This window comes from Curtobacterium sp. SL109 (assembly GCF_026672405.1).
Lineage (GTDB): Bacteria > Actinomycetota > Actinomycetes > Actinomycetales > Microbacteriaceae > Curtobacterium.
This window is the reverse complement of the sequence record NZ_JAPPRB010000002.1, coordinates 29,884-48,338: the sequence shown is the minus strand read 5'-3', so window position 1 is coordinate 48,338 and position 18,455 is coordinate 29,884. Positions and strand designations below refer to the sequence as shown.

17 protein-coding genes, 1 tRNA gene and 1 pseudogene are annotated in these 18,455 nt (G+C 71.4%); 12 read left to right on the top strand and 7 right to left on the bottom strand.

Annotation, left to right across the window (positions count from 1 at the left end):
• Positions 1–79 precede the first annotated feature (79 nt).
• From OVA28_RS01485 to OVA28_RS01475, 3 genes are read left to right on the top strand one after another with little or no spacing between them, the layout of a single operon-like run.
• A complete protein-coding gene (locus OVA28_RS01485; RefSeq protein WP_268095506.1) occupies positions 80–901 on the top strand; it encodes an ABC transporter substrate-binding protein in 822 nt (273 codons plus the stop codon).
• Positions 902–904: 3 nt separating this feature from the next.
• The gene (locus tag OVA28_RS01480) at positions 905–1,789 is read left to right on the top strand and encodes an amino acid ABC transporter permease (RefSeq protein WP_268095505.1); all 885 of its coding nucleotides are present in this window, start codon (positions 905–907) and stop codon (positions 1,787–1,789) included.
• A complete protein-coding gene (locus tag OVA28_RS01475) occupies positions 1,786–2,526 on the top strand; it encodes an amino acid ABC transporter ATP-binding protein (protein WP_268095504.1) in 741 nt (246 codons plus the stop codon). The genes OVA28_RS01480 and OVA28_RS01475 overlap by 4 nt, the downstream gene beginning before the upstream one ends.
• A 149-nt stretch (positions 2,527–2,675) precedes the next feature.
• Here the strand turns inward: OVA28_RS01475 and OVA28_RS01470 are convergent, their stop codons facing one another.
• Positions 2,676–3,653 (bottom strand): NAD(P)H-quinone oxidoreductase, encoded by a 978-nt coding sequence (locus OVA28_RS01470; RefSeq protein WP_268095502.1) that lies wholly within the window; start codon positions 3,651–3,653, stop codon positions 2,676–2,678.
• A 148-nt stretch (positions 3,654–3,801) separates the two neighbouring features.
• Here OVA28_RS01470 and OVA28_RS01465 point away from each other — a divergent pair, with 148 nt between their 5' ends.
• Complete coding sequence (locus tag OVA28_RS01465; protein ID WP_268095501.1) at positions 3,802–4,236, top strand: hypothetical protein; 435 nt, start codon at positions 3,802–3,804, stop codon at positions 4,234–4,236.
• A gap of 99 nt (positions 4,237–4,335) precedes the next feature.
• Here the strand turns inward: OVA28_RS01465 and OVA28_RS01460 are convergent, their stop codons facing one another.
• The 3 genes and pseudogenes from OVA28_RS01460 to OVA28_RS01450 form a co-directional block, all read right to left on the bottom strand.
• Positions 4,336–5,211: an aldo/keto reductase gene (locus tag OVA28_RS01460; RefSeq protein ID WP_194663339.1), complete on the bottom strand. Its 876-nt coding sequence runs from the start codon at positions 5,209–5,211 to the stop codon at positions 4,336–4,338.
• A gap of 234 nt (positions 5,212–5,445) precedes the next feature.
• Positions 5,446–5,913, bottom strand: a pseudogene (locus OVA28_RS01455) (DUF6264 family protein); the annotation flags it as partial.
• Entirely contained in the window at positions 5,903–6,775 is an 873-nt protein-coding gene (locus OVA28_RS01450) for an HpcH/HpaI aldolase/citrate lyase family protein (protein ID WP_268095500.1), read from the bottom strand. The pseudogene OVA28_RS01455 and the gene OVA28_RS01450, both read right to left, overlap by 11 nt.
• 132 nt (positions 6,776–6,907) lie before the next feature.
• Between OVA28_RS01450 and OVA28_RS01445 the strand changes: the two genes are divergently transcribed.
• A complete protein-coding gene (locus OVA28_RS01445) occupies positions 6,908–10,774 on the top strand; it encodes an AAA family ATPase (protein ID WP_268095499.1) in 3,867 nt (1,288 codons plus the stop codon).
• 426 nt (positions 10,775–11,200) lie between these two features.
• Positions 11,201–11,791, top strand: coding sequence for a CDP-alcohol phosphatidyltransferase family protein (locus OVA28_RS01440; protein WP_268095497.1), 591 nt, complete (start codon positions 11,201–11,203; stop codon positions 11,789–11,791).
• Between the two features lie 213 nt (positions 11,792–12,004).
• On the opposite strand, the gene mscL is transcribed toward OVA28_RS01440, so the two are convergent.
• From mscL to OVA28_RS01425, 3 genes are all read right to left on the bottom strand, one after another.
• A complete protein-coding gene (gene mscL / locus OVA28_RS01435; RefSeq protein ID WP_194663331.1) occupies positions 12,005–12,505 on the bottom strand; it encodes a large conductance mechanosensitive channel protein MscL in 501 nt (166 codons plus the stop codon).
• Between the two features lie 74 nt (positions 12,506–12,579).
• Positions 12,580–12,948 carry an FmdB family zinc ribbon protein gene (locus tag OVA28_RS01430; RefSeq protein ID WP_194663329.1) on the bottom strand — a complete coding sequence of 123 codons (369 nt, stop codon included), beginning with the start codon at positions 12,946–12,948 and terminating at the stop codon, positions 12,580–12,582.
• Between the two features lie 2 nt (positions 12,949–12,950).
• Positions 12,951–13,535 carry a 5-formyltetrahydrofolate cyclo-ligase gene (locus OVA28_RS01425; protein WP_268095496.1) on the bottom strand — a complete coding sequence of 195 codons (585 nt, stop codon included), beginning with the start codon at positions 13,533–13,535 and terminating at the stop codon, positions 12,951–12,953.
• A gap of 126 nt (positions 13,536–13,661) precedes the next feature.
• On the opposite strand from OVA28_RS01425, the gene galU reads away from it, so the two are divergent.
• The 6 genes from galU (at position 13,662) to OVA28_RS01395 (ending at position 18,373) form a co-directional block, all read left to right on the top strand.
• Positions 13,662–14,552 carry a UTP--glucose-1-phosphate uridylyltransferase GalU gene (gene galU / locus OVA28_RS01420; protein ID WP_194663325.1) on the top strand — a complete coding sequence of 297 codons (891 nt, stop codon included), beginning with the start codon at positions 13,662–13,664 and terminating at the stop codon, positions 14,550–14,552.
• Between the two features lie 88 nt (positions 14,553–14,640).
• Positions 14,641–15,303, top strand: coding sequence for a GNAT family N-acetyltransferase (locus tag OVA28_RS01415; protein ID WP_268095494.1), 663 nt, complete (start codon positions 14,641–14,643; stop codon positions 15,301–15,303).
• Between the two features lie 127 nt (positions 15,304–15,430).
• Positions 15,431–16,498: a hypothetical protein gene (locus tag OVA28_RS01410; RefSeq protein WP_268095493.1), complete on the top strand. Its 1,068-nt coding sequence runs from the start codon at positions 15,431–15,433 to the stop codon at positions 16,496–16,498.
• A 73-nt stretch (positions 16,499–16,571) separates the two neighbouring features.
• Positions 16,572–16,647 (top strand) — tRNA-Ala (locus OVA28_RS01405).
• A 158-nt stretch (positions 16,648–16,805) separates the two neighbouring features.
• Positions 16,806–17,228 carry a VOC family protein gene (locus OVA28_RS01400; protein WP_194663320.1) on the top strand — a complete coding sequence of 141 codons (423 nt, stop codon included), beginning with the start codon at positions 16,806–16,808 and terminating at the stop codon, positions 17,226–17,228.
• A gap of 53 nt (positions 17,229–17,281) precedes the next feature.
• On the top strand, positions 17,282–18,373 hold the full coding sequence (locus OVA28_RS01395) for an amidase domain-containing protein (protein ID WP_268095492.1): 1,092 nt from the start codon (positions 17,282–17,284) through the stop codon (positions 18,371–18,373).
• Positions 18,374–18,455 lie beyond the last annotated feature (82 nt).

Here is an 18,455-nt window from a genome sequence, read left to right as displayed (position 1 = left end):
TGACGGCTCCGGTCGCGGTGGTGTACCAGTTCCCCGTACGATTCTCCCTGCCCCCACGCCCCCGCACGAAGGCCCGACCGTGACCCGTCCTCTCCGCCTGTCCCTCGCCGTCGCGACCGCCGCCGTCGCCGCGATCGCCCTGTCCTCGTGCAGCGCCGGCAGCTCGGGCGGTGCCGACGGCACCGTGACCGACGGCAAGCTCACGATCGCGACCGGGCAGCCCGCGTACTCCCCGTGGGTGGAGGACGACAAGCCGCAGTCCGGCAAGGGGTTCGAGTCGGCCGTGGCCTACGCCGTCGCGAAGGAGATGGGCTACGCGAAGTCCGACGTCGTGTGGAAGCGCTCGACCTTCGACAGCGCGGTCGCCCCCGGCCCGAAGGACTGGGACCTCAACGTCCAGCAGTTCTCGATCTCGTCGCAGCGCAAGAAGGCCGTCGACATGTCGTCGCCGTACTACACGACGACCCAGGCCGTCGTGACGACGAAGAAGTCCAAGGCGGTCGACGACACCACGATCGCGGCGCTCAAGCAGGACACGATCGGCGTCGCCGCCGGCTCGACGAGCATCACCAGCGTCAAGGACACCCTCGGCGTCACCCCGCAGGTGTTCAACTCGAACGACGACGCCGTGCTGGCACTGAAGTCCGGCCAGATCGACGCCATCGTCACCGATCTGCCCACGGCGTTCTACATGTCCGCCGCGCAACTCGACGACGGCACCGTCTCGGCGCAGTTCCCCGCGGACGGCACGGGCGACCAGTTCGGGTTCGTGCTGCCGAAGGACTCCGAGCTCACCAAGAAGGTCGACTCGGCCGTCGAGAAGCTCGACGACGACGGCACGCTGCAGGACCTGCAGACCAAGTGGCTGTCGTCCGAGACGAACACCCCCGTCCTGAAGTAGCACGTGACCCTCCCAGCAGGAGCCGGCGCGGGCACCCCCGTCGCAGCACCGGCACCCAGCCAGATCGAGCTCGAACGCCGTCTCTGGCGTCGCCAGCGCGGCCGTCGCTCCGTCGTCCTGTCCGTCGTCTCGACGCTCGTCGTCCTGGCCGTCGCGTACTTCGGCGTCGTCAACACCCCGGGCTGGGCCGCCGTCCAGCAGTCGTTCTTCGACCCGGGCGTCGCCGCCTCGACGTTCCCCGACATCCTGCTCGGCCTGTGGCTGAACGTGCGGATCCTGTTCTTCGCCTCGATCGGCGTCGCGGTGTTCGGCACCGTGCTCGCCGTCGTCCGGGGCCTGCGCAGCCCGGTGTTCTTCCCGCTCCGGATGCTGGCGACCGCCTACACCGACCTGTTCCGTGGCCTGCCGCTCATCATCGTGCTCTACCTGGTCGGCTTCGGCCTGCCCGGGCTCGGCGTCTTCCCCCGGCTGCCGCCGGAGTTCTGGGGCACGATCGCGATCGTGCTGACGTACTCGTCGTACGTCGCCGAGGTGCTCCGCGCCGGCATGGAGGCCGTGCACCCGTCCCAGCGCCTGGCCGCGCGGTCGCTCGGCCTGTCCCACACCCAGACGCTGCGGCTGGTCGTGCTGCCGCAGGCGATCCGCAAGGTCACCCCCGCGCTGATGAACGACTTCGTCTCGATGCAGAAGGACGTCGGCCTGGTGTCGATCCTCGGCGCGGTCGACGCCGTGCGCTCCGCACAGATCGCCCAGGCGGGGACCTACAACTTCACGCCGTACCTGGTCGCCGGCCTGCTCTTCGTCGTGATCAGCCTGCCGCTCATCCGGGTCACGGACGCGATCGCCCGTCGGCAGCAGCGGCGCGAACAGATCGGCGGCACCGTATGACCGACGCACCCGTCCTCGAGCTCCGCGGGCTCCGGAAGTCGTTCGGCGAGCACGAGGTCCTGCGCGGCATCGACCTGACCGTCGACCAGCACCAGGTCATCTGCGTCATCGGCGCGTCCGGCTCGGGCAAGTCGACGCTGCTCAAGACGGTGAACCTGCTCGAGGGCATCGACGACGGCCAGGTCCTGCTGCAGGGCACCGACATCTCCGACCCCCGCGTGGACGTCGACGCCACCAGGGCCCGCATCGGCGTCGTGTTCCAGCAGTTCAACCTGTTCCCGCACATCACCGTGCTCGACAACGTGACGCTGGCGTCGCGGAAGGTGCACGGCGTCGACCGGGCGACCGCGGAGCAGACCGCCCGACGGCTGCTCGACCGGATCGGTCTCGCCGACTTCGCGGGGTCGTACCCGGACCGGCTCTCCGGCGGGCAGCAGCAGCGCGTCGCGATCGTCCGCGCGATCGCGTCCGACCCCGAGCTGCTGCTCCTCGACGAGGTCACGAGCGCCCTCGACCCGATGCTCGTCGGGGAGGTGCTCGACCTGGTCACCGAGCTCAAGCAGCAGGGCTCCACGATCCTGATGACCACGCACGAGATGCACTTCGCGCGGAACGTCGCCGACCGCATCGTGTTCCTGCACCGCGGCGAGGTCGTCGAGCAGGGTGCCCCGACCGCGGTCCTCGACGACCCGCAGCACCCGGCGCTCGTGGAGTTCCTCGCCCGCGTCGGCGCGTAGCGACCGCGGCAGCGTGGAGGGCCGGTGTCGGCCCGCCGACGCGCCCCGGGCCTCCAGGCGGTTCCGTCCGCGTCCGCACGACGGAGGTGGGCTCGCGCCGCCTCCGTGCGCGGTTCGAGCCGACACCGGTGGTGCGGCGTCGTCTCGCGCTACGGCGTGAGCAGCAGCTTCCCGATGACGTCGCCGGACGCGATGCGGCGGTGTGCCTCGGCGGCCTCGGCGAGCGGCAGCACGGCGTCGACGACCGGGCGGACCCGACCGTCGACCACGAACGGCCAGACGTTGTAGCGGACGGCCTCGACGATCGCGGCCTTCTCGGCGAGGGGCCGGGCGCGCAGGGTCGTGCCGCTGATCGTCGCGCGCTTGCGCATGAGCACGCCGAAGGGCAGCGTGGCCTCGGTGCCGCTGCCCGACGCGATGACGGCGATGTGGCCGTTCGGCGCGAGCACGTCGAGGTTCCGCTCCAGGTAGTCCGGGCCGACGACGTCGAGCACGACGTCCACACCGACGCCGTCCGTGAACTCCTTCGCACAGGCGACGAAGTCCTCGGTGCGGTGGTCGATCACCAGGTCCGCGCCGAGTTCCCGCGACGCCGCGACCTTGCGCTCCCCACCCGAGGTGGCGATCACGCGGGCGCCGAGGGCCTTCGCCCAGAGGACCGCGTGCGACCCCATCCCGCCCGTGCCGCCGTGCACCAGGAGCGTCTGCCCCGGGCGGAGGCCGGCGATCATGCCGAGGTTCGAGTACACCGTGCAGGCCGCCTCGGGCAGCGCGGCCGCCTCGACCAGGTCGAGCCCGTCCGGCACCGGGAGCAGCTGCGTCGCGGGGACGACCACGAGCGAGGCGTACCCGCCGCCGGCGAGCAGGGCGCACACGCGGTCGCCGACAGCCCACCCGGTGACGTCGGCACCGAGGGCGCGGATCGTGCCGGAGACCTCGAGGCCGAGCACGTCCGAGGCCCCGGGCGGCGGCGGGTAGTTCCCCTGGCGTTGCTGCAGGTCGGCGTTGTTGACCCCGGCGGCGGCGACCTCGACCAGCACTTCGCCGGCAGCCGGCGTGGGGTCGGGGAGTTCGGAGAGGGTGAGGACGCGCTCGTCGCCCGGGGCGTCGAAGGTGATGGCCTGCATGTCCTCGACCGTACGCGACCGGTGCACGGACGCGTCGCGGTTGGCCGCAGCACGTCGACCGTTCCCGTTCGGAGCCGCTGTGTACGCTCGGGCACGCTCCGTGGTCCCGGTCGGGCCCACGGCTCGCCACGCGACCCGGGGGACCACCATGAAGAAGACCGCCGCACTCACCACCGCCGTCGTCACGGCCCTGTTGCTCGCCGGCTGCGCCTCGGGCGGCTCCGGCGGCGACGCGGCCGCGCCCGAGGGACAGTCCAAGGCGGCCGCGTGCAAGTCGCTCGAAGGTGACATGAAGTCCGTCGCGAGCCAGCTGCAGGAGCAGTCGGCGAACCTGCAGAGCGACCCGGAGAAGGCCGTCTCCGAACTGCAGGAGTTCGACAGCAAGCTCAAGTCCGCCACCGACGCCGTGACGAACGAGCAGGTGCACGCGGCGGCGTCCGAGTTCGAGCAGTCGTTCTCGAAGCTCGTCGGCGAGCTCGAGACGTACGCGAAGGACCCGGGGTCGGCCGACGCGTCGAAGCTGCAGTCGGCCATCATGGACGCGCAGTCCTCGACGAAGTCGCTCAGCAAGGTCTGCGGCTGAGCCGAGCACGGCAGGTCAGCGGCTGACCCAGCCCACACGTGGGACGCGCCCCGGTCCTCCTGTCAGGAGGGTCGGGGCGCGTCCCGTTGGGAGGACGGACTAGGCGGTCGCCAGCGACCGGTCGAGTCGGTCGACGTCCTCCGGACGGAGGCGGATGGTGGCCGCGGTCACGGAGTCGAGGATCGACTGCGGGCGTGACGCACCGGGGATCGGGATGACGACGTCGCTCTTCGCCAGCTCCCACGCGAGCGCGATGACCTGCGGCGTGACCCCACGGTCCCGCGCCACGGTGGCGAAGTCCTGGTAGGTCGTGCCGAGGTCCGACGCGCCGGCGATGCCGCCGAGCGGGCTCCACGGCAGGAACGCGATGCTCATCTCGTCGCAGAGCTCGAGCTCGGCCTCGCTCGACCGGAACGCCGGCGAGTACTGGTTCTGCACGGAGACGAGGCGTCCGTCGAGGACCTCGTTCGCCTGTCGGATCTGGTCGACGTCGGCGTTCGAGATGCCCGCCATCCGGATGACGCCCTCGTCGAGGAGCTCCGCGAGCGCCCCGATCGAGTCCGCGTACGGCACGGCGGGGTCCGGGCGGTGGAACTGGTACAGGTCGATCGTCTCGACGCCGAGGCGCTTCGCTGACGCCTTCGCCGCCTCCTTGAGGTACGCGGGGTCGCCGTTCTGCGTCCAGTTGCCGGCCTCGGGCCGCAGGTGTCCGCCCTTCGTGGCGATGAGCACGCTGCCGGCGTCGCCGTGGAACTCGCGGACCGCGCGGCCGATCAGCTCCTCGTTGTGGCCGACCTCGTCGTGGCCGCCCAGGTGGTAGGCGTCCGCGGTGTCGATGAGGGTCACGCCCGCTTCGAGCGCGGCGTGGATGGTGGCGATGGAACGCCGTTCGTCGGGTCGTCCCTCGATGGACATCGGCATGCCGCCGAGTCCGATCGCGCTGACGTCGGTGTCACCGATGGTTCGCTGCTTCATGGGCCCAGCATGCGCTGTGCCGCGCGGCGGGGTTCAGGAACGGGTCGTGCGTGGTCCGCACCCACCGGCCTGGAGGCTCGTGGCGGCCCGGCACCGAGCCTCCCGGCCGGTGGGTGGCCGGGTCCAGGGCCCGCAGCCTGCGTCCGCATCTCGTGCGTCCGCATGCTGCGACATCGTCGAAGTCGAACGACAGCGACGGTGTCGTTCCGAGTCGGGCGACCCGACCGACCCCGCTCAGGCGACGCTGCTGCTCGACCCCGTCGCCGCGCCGTCGTCGGATGCATCCACGAACATGACCGCGCCGACCGTGATGCACACGATCGCGAGCACGAAGCCGACCGCCGCGATCCACCACGACGTCCGCCGCCGCACCCAGGCACCGACAGACAGCACGACCGTGGCGACGCCGATCACGAACGCCCCGCCGACCGCGATCGCCGCGCCGCCGAACCAGCCACCGGGGGTGCACCCGGCAGCCGCGTCGCACGACGCAGTGGCCGAGGCGATCGCGACGACCGCCACGATCGCGGCGACGACCGTCAGCAACGCCCCGAACACCAGCAGCAGCACGGTGGAGGTCCGGTCCGCGAGCTTGCCGGGCGGGAAGAGCGTCGAGCCACCACGAGCCCAGGCGGCGGCCGCGTCGTCGGGACGGTGGGCGGGGTCGGGTGCTGACCAGGTCATCGTGTCCTCAGCGTGCTTCGACGCCGAAGGCCTCGGCGAGTCGTTGGATCTTCTGGGCGCGCCCGAGCCTCGGCAGGTCGGAGCCGTCGCGGATGACGCGGCCGCGGGCCTCGAAGTCGTCGAGGAAGTCCTGCGCCCACGCCACGTCGGTCGGGGTGGGGGAGATGACCTCGTTGATCACGGGCAGCTGCTCGGTGTCCAGGCAGAGCTTGCCGGTGAGGCCGAGCGAGACCGCCACCTGCGACTGCTCGCGGAGGATCGGGTGTGACGAGCCCACCGTGGGGCCGTCGATCGGCCCGGGCAGGTCGCCCACACGGGACGCGACGACGAGCCGCGACCGCGGGTACGCCATCGCCAGGGTGTCGGCCGAGGTGCCGGTGTCGCGGCGGTAGTCACCGCTGCCGAACGCCAGGCGGAACGCCCCCTGCGCCTTGGCGATCGACACGGACTCCTCGATGCCCACGGCGGACTCGACCAGGGCGATCACGGGGGTGTGCCCGCCGAGACGGTGCCACGTGTCGGTGACCTGCGCCGGGCTCTCGGTCTTCGCGAGCATCACGCCCTGCAGCCCGGGCAGGCCGCGGAGCTCCTCGACGTCGTCCTCCCAGAAGTCGGTCGTGACGTCGTTGATCCGCACCCAGGCGTCACCGCCGCCGGTGAGCCACTCGGCCACGGTGGACCGGGCCGCGGGCTTCGCGGCGGGGTCGACGGCGTCCTCGATGTCGAGGATCACCTGGTCTGCGCGGGACCGGACCGAACTGTCGAAGCGCTCGGACGCAGTGCCCGAGACGAGCAGCCACGAGCGCGAGATCTCGGCGGGGACCGATCGACGCCGGGACGGAGCGGCGGTGGGCGGGGCGGGTCGGTCGTCGATGGCCATGCCACGTTGGTACCACAGACGACGCCGCCGGAACCTGTCCAGGACCCCGCCGATCTTGCCGAAACCACGGTTCATTGCCGGAGTGGTGCCGCGGTTCCGCTTACAGTGGGCGTTGTGTGGCGTGCGGACAGGGTGACCGACGGCGAGGACGACGAGAACGACGTCCCCGTCACGGGTTCCGACGCGCCCGGGGGCCAGGCGCACGACGACCACCGCGACGATCAGGACGACACGACGAGCACTCCGGACGCCACCACCGGCGCAGACACCGAGCACGACGGCGACGACCTGGGCCGGTCCCTCCAGCCCGAACTCCAGGTGACGAGCCCGCACGCGATCTCCCTCGGCGACCCGCGGCTCACCGCGACGAACGCCGCCGAGCCCGTCTGGGACGCCTGGCGCGAGCAGCTCGCGGGCGTCGGCGGCGCCAGCCCCCTCGTGCACTTCGCGGACCACCCCCGCGCCAGGATCGAGCTCTCGACGACCCACCCCGGTGGCCTCGCGCAGTTCATCACCGGCAAGACCACCCTGCTCTCGAGCCTGATCCGCGACGAGGTCGCCCTGCGCGCGGCCCGCATCGCCGCCGGGCACGTCGAGGCCAAGGGCACCGAGCTCGCCACCGTGCGCGGCATCGACGCCGTGAACCTCGGCATCGGCATGGCCGACTGGAAGCACGCCGACGAGCAGTTCCGCGGCCCGGTGCTCCTGCGCCCACTGGCCATCCGCCGCCACGGCCGCGACTTCGAGGTCCGTCTGCTCGGCGAACCCGTGCTGAACCCGGCGCTCGCCGACGCCCTCCGCGAGCAGTTCGGCGTGACGCTAGACGCCCAGTCCTTCGTCGCGCTCGCGCAGCAGGACGGCTCCTTCACCCCGAACCCCGTGATCGACCGCCTCCGCGGGCTCACGGCGCACATCCCCGGCTTCTCCGTCCACGCCCGGCTCGTCGTGTCGACGTTCGCCGAGGTCGCGGTCGGCCTGGTCGAGGACACGAAGGACCTGTCCCACCCGGTGCTCGACGCCCTCGCCGGCAACCCGAGCGCCAAGTGGCAGGTCGAGCAGTCGTACCACCCGGTCGAGCAGACCCCGTCGGACGAGCGCAGCCCCGACACGGACACGCTCCTCCTCGACGCCGACGACGAGCAGGAGAACGTGATCGCACAGATCACGGCCGGCAACTCGATCGTCGTGAAGACCCTGCCCGGCACCGGCGGCACGCAGACCATCGTGAACGCGCTCGGTGGCCTCGTCGCCGCGAACAAGCGCGTCCTCGTGGTCAGCCCGCGCCGTGCGACCCTGCGCGGGATCGCCGCTCGCTTCGGCGAGGTCCAGCTGCCCGGCGTCGCGGTCACCCCCGCAACCCTCCGCCGTGACGTCGTCCGCGCGATCGCCCGCAACGAGAAGGCGACCCGGCCGAACCTCCGCGAGGTCGACGACGCCCTGGTCCGGCTCCGCAAGGTCCTCACGGACTACCGCGGTGCCCTGAGTCGCACCGACGCCGACTTCGGCGTCAGCGTGCTCGACTGCCTCGTCGAGCTGTCCCGGCTCTCGCTCCTGCCCGTGCCGCCGTCGACGACCGCCCGACTGTCGAAGCAGTCCGTCAGCGCCATGGTCACCGGCCGGTCCCGCGTCGCCGAGACGATGGTCAGCGCCGCGAACCTCGGCGAGTTCCGCTACGGCCCGGACGACTCGCCCTGGTACGGGGCGAAGTTCTCCTCGAGCGACGGCGCCCAGCGTGCGCACCGCATCGCGAAGGAACTGCACGGCGGGTCCCTGCCGACGCTGCTCCAGCGCGCGCACGAGCTCATCGCGACGACCCGGATGCGCCAGTTCACGACGATCAACGAGCTCGGCATCTACCTCCGCCTGCTCACCGAGATCCGTGACACGCTCGACCGCTTCCTGCCCGTCGTGTTCGACCGTTCCGTGTCCGAGCTCGTCGCCGCAACCGCCCCGCGCGGCGAGGGCGCTCCGATGTCGAGCACCAACCGTCGTCGGCTCAAGAAGCTCGCGCGTGAGTACGTCCGACCGGGCGTGCACGTGTCCGACCTGCACGAGGCCCTGACCCGCGTGCAGCAGCAGCGCGTCCTGTGGCAGCGCTACGTCGCCGCCGGCGTCGCCCCCGAGGTGCCCACGGGCATCGCCGACGTGCAGGTGCTCTACTCGAACGTCACCGAGGACCTCGCGCGCCTCGACGAGCCGCTCGGCCGCAGCAGCCGCGACGAGCAGCTCGCGAACGTGCCCGTCGACCAGCTCCTGCCGTACATCGGCACCCTCGCCGAGGAGTCCGACGTCCTGCACAACCTGCAGGAGCGCACCGAGCTCATGCAGACCCTGCGCGACCTGCAGCTCGAGCCCCTCATCACCGACCTCGCGAACCGCCACGTGCCGGACACCCAGGTGCCCGCCGAGCTCGAGCTCGCCTGGTGGCAGTCCGCGCTGGAGACCATGCTCGAGTCCGACCGGGCACTGCTCGGCGCGAACACCGACATGCTCGACCGGGTCGAGGCCGACTTCCGCCTCGTCGACGACGCGCACGCGGCCGGCGTCTCGCAGGGCCTCGCGTGGCAGCTCGCCGAGAACTGGAAGGTCGGCCTCGTCGACTGGCCGGAAGAGGCGGCAGCGCTGAAGTCCCAGCTCAAGGACGGCGCGATCACCTCGCGGCTCCTGCAGGACTCCGCCCCGCACCTGTCCCGGTCGATCGCCCCGGTGTGGCTCGCATCGCCGTACGAGGTCCCGCACATCGCCGACACGATGCCGTTCGACACGGTCATCCTGGTCGACGCCGGCGCCGTGACCATCGCCGAGACGGTCGACGCCGTGCGCCGTGCCCGCCAGACCGTCGTCTTCGGCGACCCGGTCACGCAGACGCCCTCGCCGTTCCGCATCGCGGTGGACCCCGCGCACCGCGCACTCCAGGTGGACGAGGAGACGCTCGACGCCCTGCACGCCGACTCCGCGCTCGCCAAGCTCTCGACGCTCCTGCCGACCCTGTCGCTGACGCGGTCGTACCGCGCCGGCGGCGAGGACCTCGCCGAGCTGGTCAACCGTCGCTTCTACGGCGGCCGGATCGAGTCGCTGCCCTGGGCGGGCTCGTTCCTCGGGCACGGGTCCATCGCCCTCGACTACGTCAGCGAGGGCAAGGCCGTGCCGGACCCGGAGTCCGGCGCCGTGGAGAGCGTCGACGCCGAGGTGGACCGCGTGGTCCGGCTCGTCATCGACCACGCCCGCACCCGTCCGACCGAGTCGCTCATGGTCATCACCGCGTCGGCGAAGCACGCCGTGCGCGTCGAGCAGGCCGTGCTCACCGCGGCGCAGGGCCACAAGGACCTGACCGAGTTCGTCATCGGCGACCGTGCCGAGCCGTTCATCGTCGCCACGCTCGAGCAGTCCGTGGCCCAGAGCCGGGACCGCGTCGTGTTCTCCATCGGCTACGGCCGCACGCCCCACGGCCGGGTCCTCCGCGACTTCGGTCCGCTCGGCAAGCCGGGTGGCGTGCGCCTGCTCGCGGTCGCCATGACCCGTGCCCGCCGCTCGATGGTGATCGTCACGTGCTTCCAGCCGTCCGACATCGAGGCCGAACGCATGGGTCACGGCACCGTCGCCCTCGCCGAGATCCTAGCCGAGGTCCGCGCCCGCACCACCGCCGAGTACGTGCCGGACGACTCCGACCCGCTGCTCGTCGACCTGTCCCGCCGGCTCGAGATGCGCGGCATCCCGGTCGCGCTCGGACACCGCGGCAAGCTCGGCCTGGTCGCCGCGCACGGCGGGGTCTGCGTCACGATCGAGACCGACGCGTCGCTGGTCAAGGGGTCGCTGCGCGAGTCGCTGCGACTCCGGCCCGAGGTGCTCCGTCGACTCGGTTGGCACTACGTGCGCGTGCACGCGTTCCAGCTGTTCTCCGACCCGGACCGCGTGGCGAACACCGTCGCGGCCGTGCTCGGCGTCGACCGTGGGGCGACGCAGGAGATCTCGATCCCGCCGATCCCCGCCCGCCGATGAGCAGGCAGGATCTCGGTCCCCGCGTGCCCACGACGGGTCCTGCCCGCCGATGAGCAGGCGGGCCTCCCGGCCCACCGGTCCGGTCACGCCGGACACGGACCACCTGGTCGGGACGTGGACGCGAGCCGACGACGCGGGCCGAGCTGAGCCTCCCGTCGGTCCTGTGGTCACCACCGACCGGCCTGGGCCCACGCCGCCGGTTCCGGACCGACGCGCCAGCGGCGGGTCGGCCGTGCCGGTGGGGAGAGGCTCTGCTCGGCCGAGCAGACGGGTCACCACCCAGCCGGTGCCGGGCTCCGACCCGGCTCCCGCACCGGAGCCGGAGCGGCACGCCTCGGGCGAGAACGACGCCCGTCTGCTCGGGGACCGGCCTCCACACTGGTGATGGGTACGCTGGGGACCTCAGAACCCGATCGAAAGCACCCGATGACCGACGCCGCAGAGCGGACCCGCCCCGACTGGCAGACCTGGCCGAACCTCATCACGCTCGTTCGGTTCCTGCTCATCCCCGTCTTCGTGACCCTGGTCGTCCAGGACCACCCCGGGTGGGCGCTCGTCTCGCTGGTGGTGCTCGGTGTCTCGGACTGGGCGGACGGCTTCATCGCGCGGAAGTTCAACCAGACGTCCAAGCTCGGCAAGGCCCTCGACCCCGTCGCGGACCGCCTGGCGATCATCGCGATCGTGCTGTCGGTCGTGCTCGTCGGGCTGCTGCCGTGGATCGTCGTCGTCGTCATCGTGGTCGTCGACGCCGTGCTCGCCCTGCTGTCCAGCGTGTGGTTCAACGGCGACCCCGACCTCGACGTGTCCTGGACGGGCAAGATCCGGTCGGCGCTGTTGTTCGTGGGGCTGCCGGTGCTGCTGTTCTCGTCGACGTCGTGGGCGTCGGAGCACTCCTGGATCCGGGTCACGGCGCTCGTCTTCGTGTGGCTCGGCACCGCCGGACACGTCGTCGCCGGCACTCAGTACGTGATGGCCCTCGTGGCGAAGCGCCGGCGCGAGCGCGCGGTCGCCGCGTAGCCCACGCTGTCGGCCGGCCGCGGGTCTGGGCTGCAGAACACCGGCGTCTTGCGTTCGCGCCGCGGTTGTCCGCGGCGCCCCTGTCGCAAGACACCGGTGTCGTGCATTCGCGCCGCGGTTGTCCGCGGCGCGTCTGCAGAACACCGGTGTCTCGCGGCAGCGCGTCCCCGCGGAACACCGGTGTCGTGCGACGGCCGACTGTGTCGGCCGGGGCTACAGCTTCGTGGAGCCGCCGATGCCGGGGCCCTGGGGTGCGGTGCTCGGCGCGACGTGGGCACCCGAGCCGGTGTTCGACGGCTCCCCGTTCTGCGTGCGGAGCAGGTCGCGGATCTCGAGCAGCACCTCGACGTCGGTCGGCGGGACGTCCTGCGGCGTCTGCTCGATGTCGTTCTTCACCCGTTCGAAGGCGACCTTCTTGAGGTGGTTCACCGGCACGACGAGTGCGAAGTAGACGACCGCGGCGACGATGAGGAAGTTGATCACCGCGCCGATGACCGCCCCGAACAGGATCGAGGCGTGGCCGCCGGACACCGTCGGGATCTTCCAGACGAGCGCCTCGTCCAGGCTCGACGCGTTGAACACCGCACCGATCAGTGGGTTGATCAGGGCGCTGACGATGGTGGTGACGATCGCGGTGAACGCGGCACCGATCACCACGGCGACGGCCAGGTCGATCACGTTGCCGCGGAGCAGGAACTCCTTGAAGCCCTTCATGCGGGACTCCTTCCGGGTCGAGGACGGCCGCCGGTCGGCGACACCCTCAACCTATCGGCGCGGCGGAGACCCGGTCAGGACGCGGACGAGCCGGACGACGACGAGCCGGACGAGGAGGAGCCGGACGAGGACGAGCCCGACGAGGAGGAGCCAGACGACGACGACCCCGACGACGACCCGGACGCGGGCTTGGCCGCAGCCGGCTTGGCGTCCGACGACGACGACCCCGACGAGGACAATGACCCCGACCCCTCGCCCTTCGGCGTCGGCCGCGAGTCAGTCCGGTAGAAGCCGCCACCGTTGAACGTCACACCCACGGGGGAGAACACCTTGCGGAGCACCCCGCCGCACGTGGGGCACTCGGTGAGCGTGGCGTCGGAGAAGGACTGCTTGATGTCGAACGCGGTGCCGCACTCGGTGCAGCGGTACGAGTAGGTGGGCACGTCTAGCTCCGGAACGTGATGATGCGTGACGGCGTGATGATGCCGTCGACGGGTTCGTCGTGGGGTTCGCGCGGGACCTCGTCGAGGTACTCGGCGTCGAAGATCACAGCATAGACGGGCGGACGGTTCGCCATGGACCCGAGGGTCTTGTCGTAGTAGCCGCGTCCCCAGCCCATCCGGACGCCGTCGTGCCCGACCGCCGCGGCCGGGGCGAGGATCGCGTCGACGTCGTTGATCGCCAGCGGGGAGAGCACCTCACCGACGACCTCCGGCATGCCGAACAGGCCCTCGGTCTCGGAGGACCCGTCGCCGACCGCCCAGTCGAGCAGGCCGTCCTCGCGGGTGACGGGGAGGAGCACCCGGATGCCATGCTCGAGCGCCCAGTTCAGGAACGGTCGGACGTTCGGTTCGTCCGACGCCGACAGGTACAGCGCGACGGACCGGACCTGCCGCTCCTCGGCGAACCGCTGCAGGGTCGCGGTGAGGGCGGCGGTGTCGGTGTCCCGCTCGGTGGTGGTCCTGGTGCGTCGCCGCTGCCGGAGCTCGGCCCGCAGCGCGCGCTTCTCGTTGCCGAGATCGGGGATCATGCGCAGGAGTCTAACGACCGCGGTGCGAGCGGGTCGGTGCGGGAACCCGCCAGACCTCCGCGCAAAGCCCGTGTCCTCCGTTCCGGCGACATGACCCCGCAACCCCCATCGGATACGGTCATCGACATGGGCTTCCAGATTTCCAAGGCGGTGATCCCAGCTGCAGGGCTGGGCACTCGCTTCCTCCCCGCGACCAAGGCGATGCCGAAGGAGATGCTCCCCGTCGTCGACAAGCCAGCCATCCAGTACGTGGTGGAAGAGGCAGTCGACGCCGGTCTCACCGACGTGCTGATGATCACCGGGCGCAACAAGAACGCGCTCGAGAACCACTTCGACCACGTGTCGGAGCTCGAGGAGACCCTCCGCAAGAAGGGCGACCACGAGAAGCTCCAGAAGGTCAACCAGTCGACCGACCTCGCCGACATGCACTACGTCCGACAGGGCGACCCGCTCGGCCTCGGCCACGCGGTGCTCCGCGCCAAGATGCACGTCGGTCGTGAACCCTTCGCCGTCCTCCTCGGCGACGACATCATCGACGCCCGTGACCCGCTGCTCAAGCGCATGATCGAGGTCCAGGGCCAGAAGAACGCCACCGTCGTGGCCCTCCTCGAGGTCCCGGAGTCGCAGACCCACCTCTACGGCATCGCCACGGTCGAGCCGACCGACACCGACGACGTCGTGAAGATCACGGGCCTCGTCGAGAAGCCGGCGCAGGGCGAGGCGCCCTCGAACCTGGCCATCATCGGCCGCTACGTCATCCGTCCCGAGGTCTTCGACGTCCTCGAGAAGCAGGAGCCGGGCAAGGGCGGCGAGATCCAGCTCACCGACGCGCTCATGAAGATGGCGAGCGCCGAGGAGTGGACCGGCGGCGTGTACGGCGTCGTGTTCCGTGGACGCCGGTACGACACGGGTGACAAACTCGACTACATCAAGGCGATCGTGCAGCTCGCCTCGGACCGCGCGGACCTCGGACCCGACCTCAAGTCGTGGCTCAAGGAGTTCAACGCGGGCGAATGAGTCGACCCATCCCGTGCGGGCCCGGTGCAGCCGGACCCGCACGGGACACCCGTCCCGGTGACCGCCGGGGCACCGGAGGAACCGCCCGATGACGACCATCCCGACCCTGTCCCACGGACGGGTCACCATCCGCCCCCTCCGGCTCCGCGACTCGCGTGACCTCGACGTGGCCCTCGCGACGAACCGCTCCTGGCTCAGCACCTGGGAGGCGACCAACCCGTCCGGGCACGTCTCCACCGACGTCCGCGGCAGCATCCGTGCGCTCCAGGCCAACGCCCGCGCGGGACTCGGACTGCCCTTCGCGATGGAGCTCGACGGCCGCTTCGTCGGGCAGCTCAACGTCTCCGGTGTCAGCTACGGCTCGCTCGCCAGTGCGTCGATCGGGTACTGGGTGGTCGAGGGCGCAGCGGGCCACAACGTCACGCCGATCGCCGTCGCCCTGGCCACCGACCACTGCTTCCGCAACGTCGGCATCCACCGTCTCGAGATCTGCATCCGCCCGGAGAACGCCCCGTCGCTCCGCGTCGTCGAGAAGCTCGGGTTCCGGTACGAGGGCCTCCGTCGTCGCTACATCCACATCAACGGTGACTGGCGCGACCACTTCTGCTTCGCCCTCGTCGCGGAAGAGGTGCGCGAGGGCGTCCTCGAACGCTGGGTCGGCGGGCACGTCCCGCCCGGTGTCGGCAGCGTCCCGCTCGCAGCCCGCGACGAGGCCGCCGCCCCGATCGACACGGGTCGTCGCCACCACTGACGTCCGCCCCGTGGTGCGTGGGTCCGGCCGGGAGGCTCGCCCCGCCTCCCGTGGATCTGCTCGCGACTCGCGCAACACACGTCCCCCAATCACGGGTGCGGTGAACGGCCACCCCTAGCCTTCCCCCATGGGATTCGGGTCATGGGGCGGCGGCATCGTCCTGCTGGTCGCGGCGGTGCTGTGGCTCGTGTACCTGATGCCGTCCTGGGCCGCACGGCGTGAGTACCTCGCCACCGAGCGGAACGCCATCCGCCTCCAGCAGACCCTCCGCATCCTCGCGCAGACGGCCGAGCTGCCGGACGAGGTGCGCATCGAGATGAACGCGAAGTCCCTCGCCGAGGCGCAGAAGGTCGCCAAGTCGGAAGAAGCCAAGCGCGCCGCGATCGTCCGCGCGCACGAAGCTGCGCGGCAGCGCGAGATCACCCGTCGACTGGCCGAACAGGCCCCTGCGCTCGAGAAGGCGTCCTCCGTGCCAGCACTCACCGCCATGCGCATGCGTCGCTCCCGACTCGGCGCGACCCTGCTCGGCACCCTCGGCCTCGTCGTGGCGCTCGTCGTCCTCGTCGCCGCACCCTCGGCCTGGCTCATCGCCGTCGCCGGCGTCGTCGCCGCCGGTGGCTCGGCGGTCGTCCTCGCCCAGCTGCACCAGGTCGCCCAGGCGCGGAAGACCCGTGCCGCGGCGTCCGCGCCGGACGCCAGCCGAGCCTCCCGGCCGGCCAGCGCATGGACGGACCCGGCGCCGCCGCTGCGGACGGAGACCGTCGCCGAGCCGTCCGAGACCGACCGCAGCTGGACGCCGGCACGCGTGCCGAAGCCCCTCTACGTGGAGAAGCCCGCCGCTCCCGCCGCCGCGCCGGAGTCGTCGGCCGAGCTCGCTGCTCGGCTGAAGGAGCGCGTCGCGGCCGCCAAGGCCGAGGCGGACGCCGAGGTCGCCGCGATCCGGGCCGGACAGACGGACCCGTCGCTCGCGACCGTGTCGCGGATGCGTCCCGACGTCGACGAGGCGGCCACGGCCCTGTCGGCGCACGACCAGGGCACGCTCGCGGAGCGGCTCGGGCTGCGGGCCACGCCGGACCCCACCGCACCGGTCGCCCAGACACCGCCGAGCAAGTGGGCCGGCATGGGGGTCATCGGGGACGACGCCTACGAACAGGCCGACCTCGACGCGATCATGCGGCGCCGTCGCGCGGTCTGACCGACGGCACGCCCGAGGGCCGCGGACCGATTTCGGTTCCGCTCCACGACGGTGCTAGTGTGGTCGAGCACTTGGGGCTATGGCGCAGTTGGTAGCGCGTCTCGTTCGCAATGAGAAGGTCAGGGGTTCGAATCCCCTTAGCTCCACCACGTGACAGAACGGCCCGGAACCCCACGGTTCCGGGCCGTTCTGCTGTCCGGCGGTCATGCTGTGAGGTGACGTCACATCGTTGCGGCGCGCCCCCGCCCGTGCCACGCTGACGCTGAGCACCGGGCAGTGTCGCCCGGGCGGACAGAGGAGTCCCGCCATGACCTCGCACCTGAGCCCCTACCTGGGCTTCCGCGACGACGCCCGCCAGGCGATGGAGTTCTACCAGTCGGTGTTCGGCGGTGAACTGAGCCTCGGCACCTTCGGCGAGATGCACGCCTCCGACGACCCGGCCGAGGTCGACAAGATCATGCACGGCCAGCTGGTGACGCCGAACGGGTTCCTGCTCATGGGGTCCGACACCCCGAACGGCATGGAGCGCTCGTCGACGAGCAACATCTCGCTGTCGGTGTCCGGGGACGACGCCGAGGACCTCCGCCGGTTCTTCGCGGCGCTGTCCGAAGGCGGTACGGTCATCGAGCCGCTGACCGTCGCGCCGTGGGGCGACGAGTTCGGCATGCTGACCGACCGGTTCGGCGTGACCTGGATGGTGAACGTCACCGGTGCCAGCGCCGCGGTCTGAGCGCCCGCGCGTCCCGTCGTCTGTCGGAGGGCGTCCCGTACGCTGACGAGGTCATGACTTCCTCGTTCACACGTCGTTCGCTCCTGTCCCTCGCGGGTGTCGCCGGCATCGGCTTCGTCGCCGCGGCCTGCTCGTCCGACGCCCCGAAGGGCTCCGGCGCCTCCACGGCTGCGGCGGGTGGGTCGCGTGCGGCTGGTCAGGCGTCCGGCGCGGCCTCGGGTTCGGCTGCTGCCTCGGGTTCGGCTGCGGGCTCCGGCTCGGAGAAGGCCGCAGCGAAGGCCCTCACGCCAGCGCAGGTCCCGCTGACCGGCGGCGTCACGGTCACGGTGACCGGTGCCGGGCTCGCCGCGGTCCGTGGTGTGACCGTCGGGGGTGTCCCTGCCCGCGACGTCGAGGCCACGGCCACGAAGGTCACGTTCACGGCCCCGCACCAGGCGATGTACACGGCCGGCGACGCCGACGTCGCGCTCTTCGCCGACGCGATCGCCCCGGTGGCCTCGGCGAACCAGAGCTCGGACGGCAACGGCAGCGCGGCGAACGACGGGCAGAGCGGCGCGACCCAGAGCGACGCCGCGACGACCACGCCGGCAGCGCCGCCCACGCCCGACGCGTCCGCTGCTCTCGCGACGACGACGCTCGCGTACGCCACGCTCACCGCGGTCGACCGCCAGCTCGAGTACGCGATGCGGCACTGGAAGGACTACAACCTCGCCGAGTACGGCACCATGAACCCGATCGGCGGGGACTGCGCGAACTACGTCAACCAGACGCTCGTCGCCCGGGGTTGGAAGCAGCGCGACGACTGGTACAACCGCTCCGGCGGCGCCGCGCACTCGGCCACCTGGACGTACTGCCCGACGATGGACCCGTGGCTCGACGCCAACGCCGCGACGTTCGGCCTCACCCGGCGCTCCCTCGACGAGCGGGACAAGGTGAGGGTCGGGGACATCGTCTTCTTCGACTGGAACCACAACGACTCCCCGGACCACACCACCATCGTGTCCGAGGTCTTCACCGAGCCCGACGGCACCGTCCGGATCAATTCGGCCAGCCACAACCAGGACGGCCCCTACCGCGACCTCGACGAGATGATCACGGTGCAGCACCCGGGCGGCACCGCCTGGTTCCACACGTTCGACGCCTAGCGCGACCCAGCTCGCGAGCGTCCTGGCCCCCGTTGCCGGCGCCGATCGACACCGCACCACCAATGTCGGCTCGCGCCGCTGA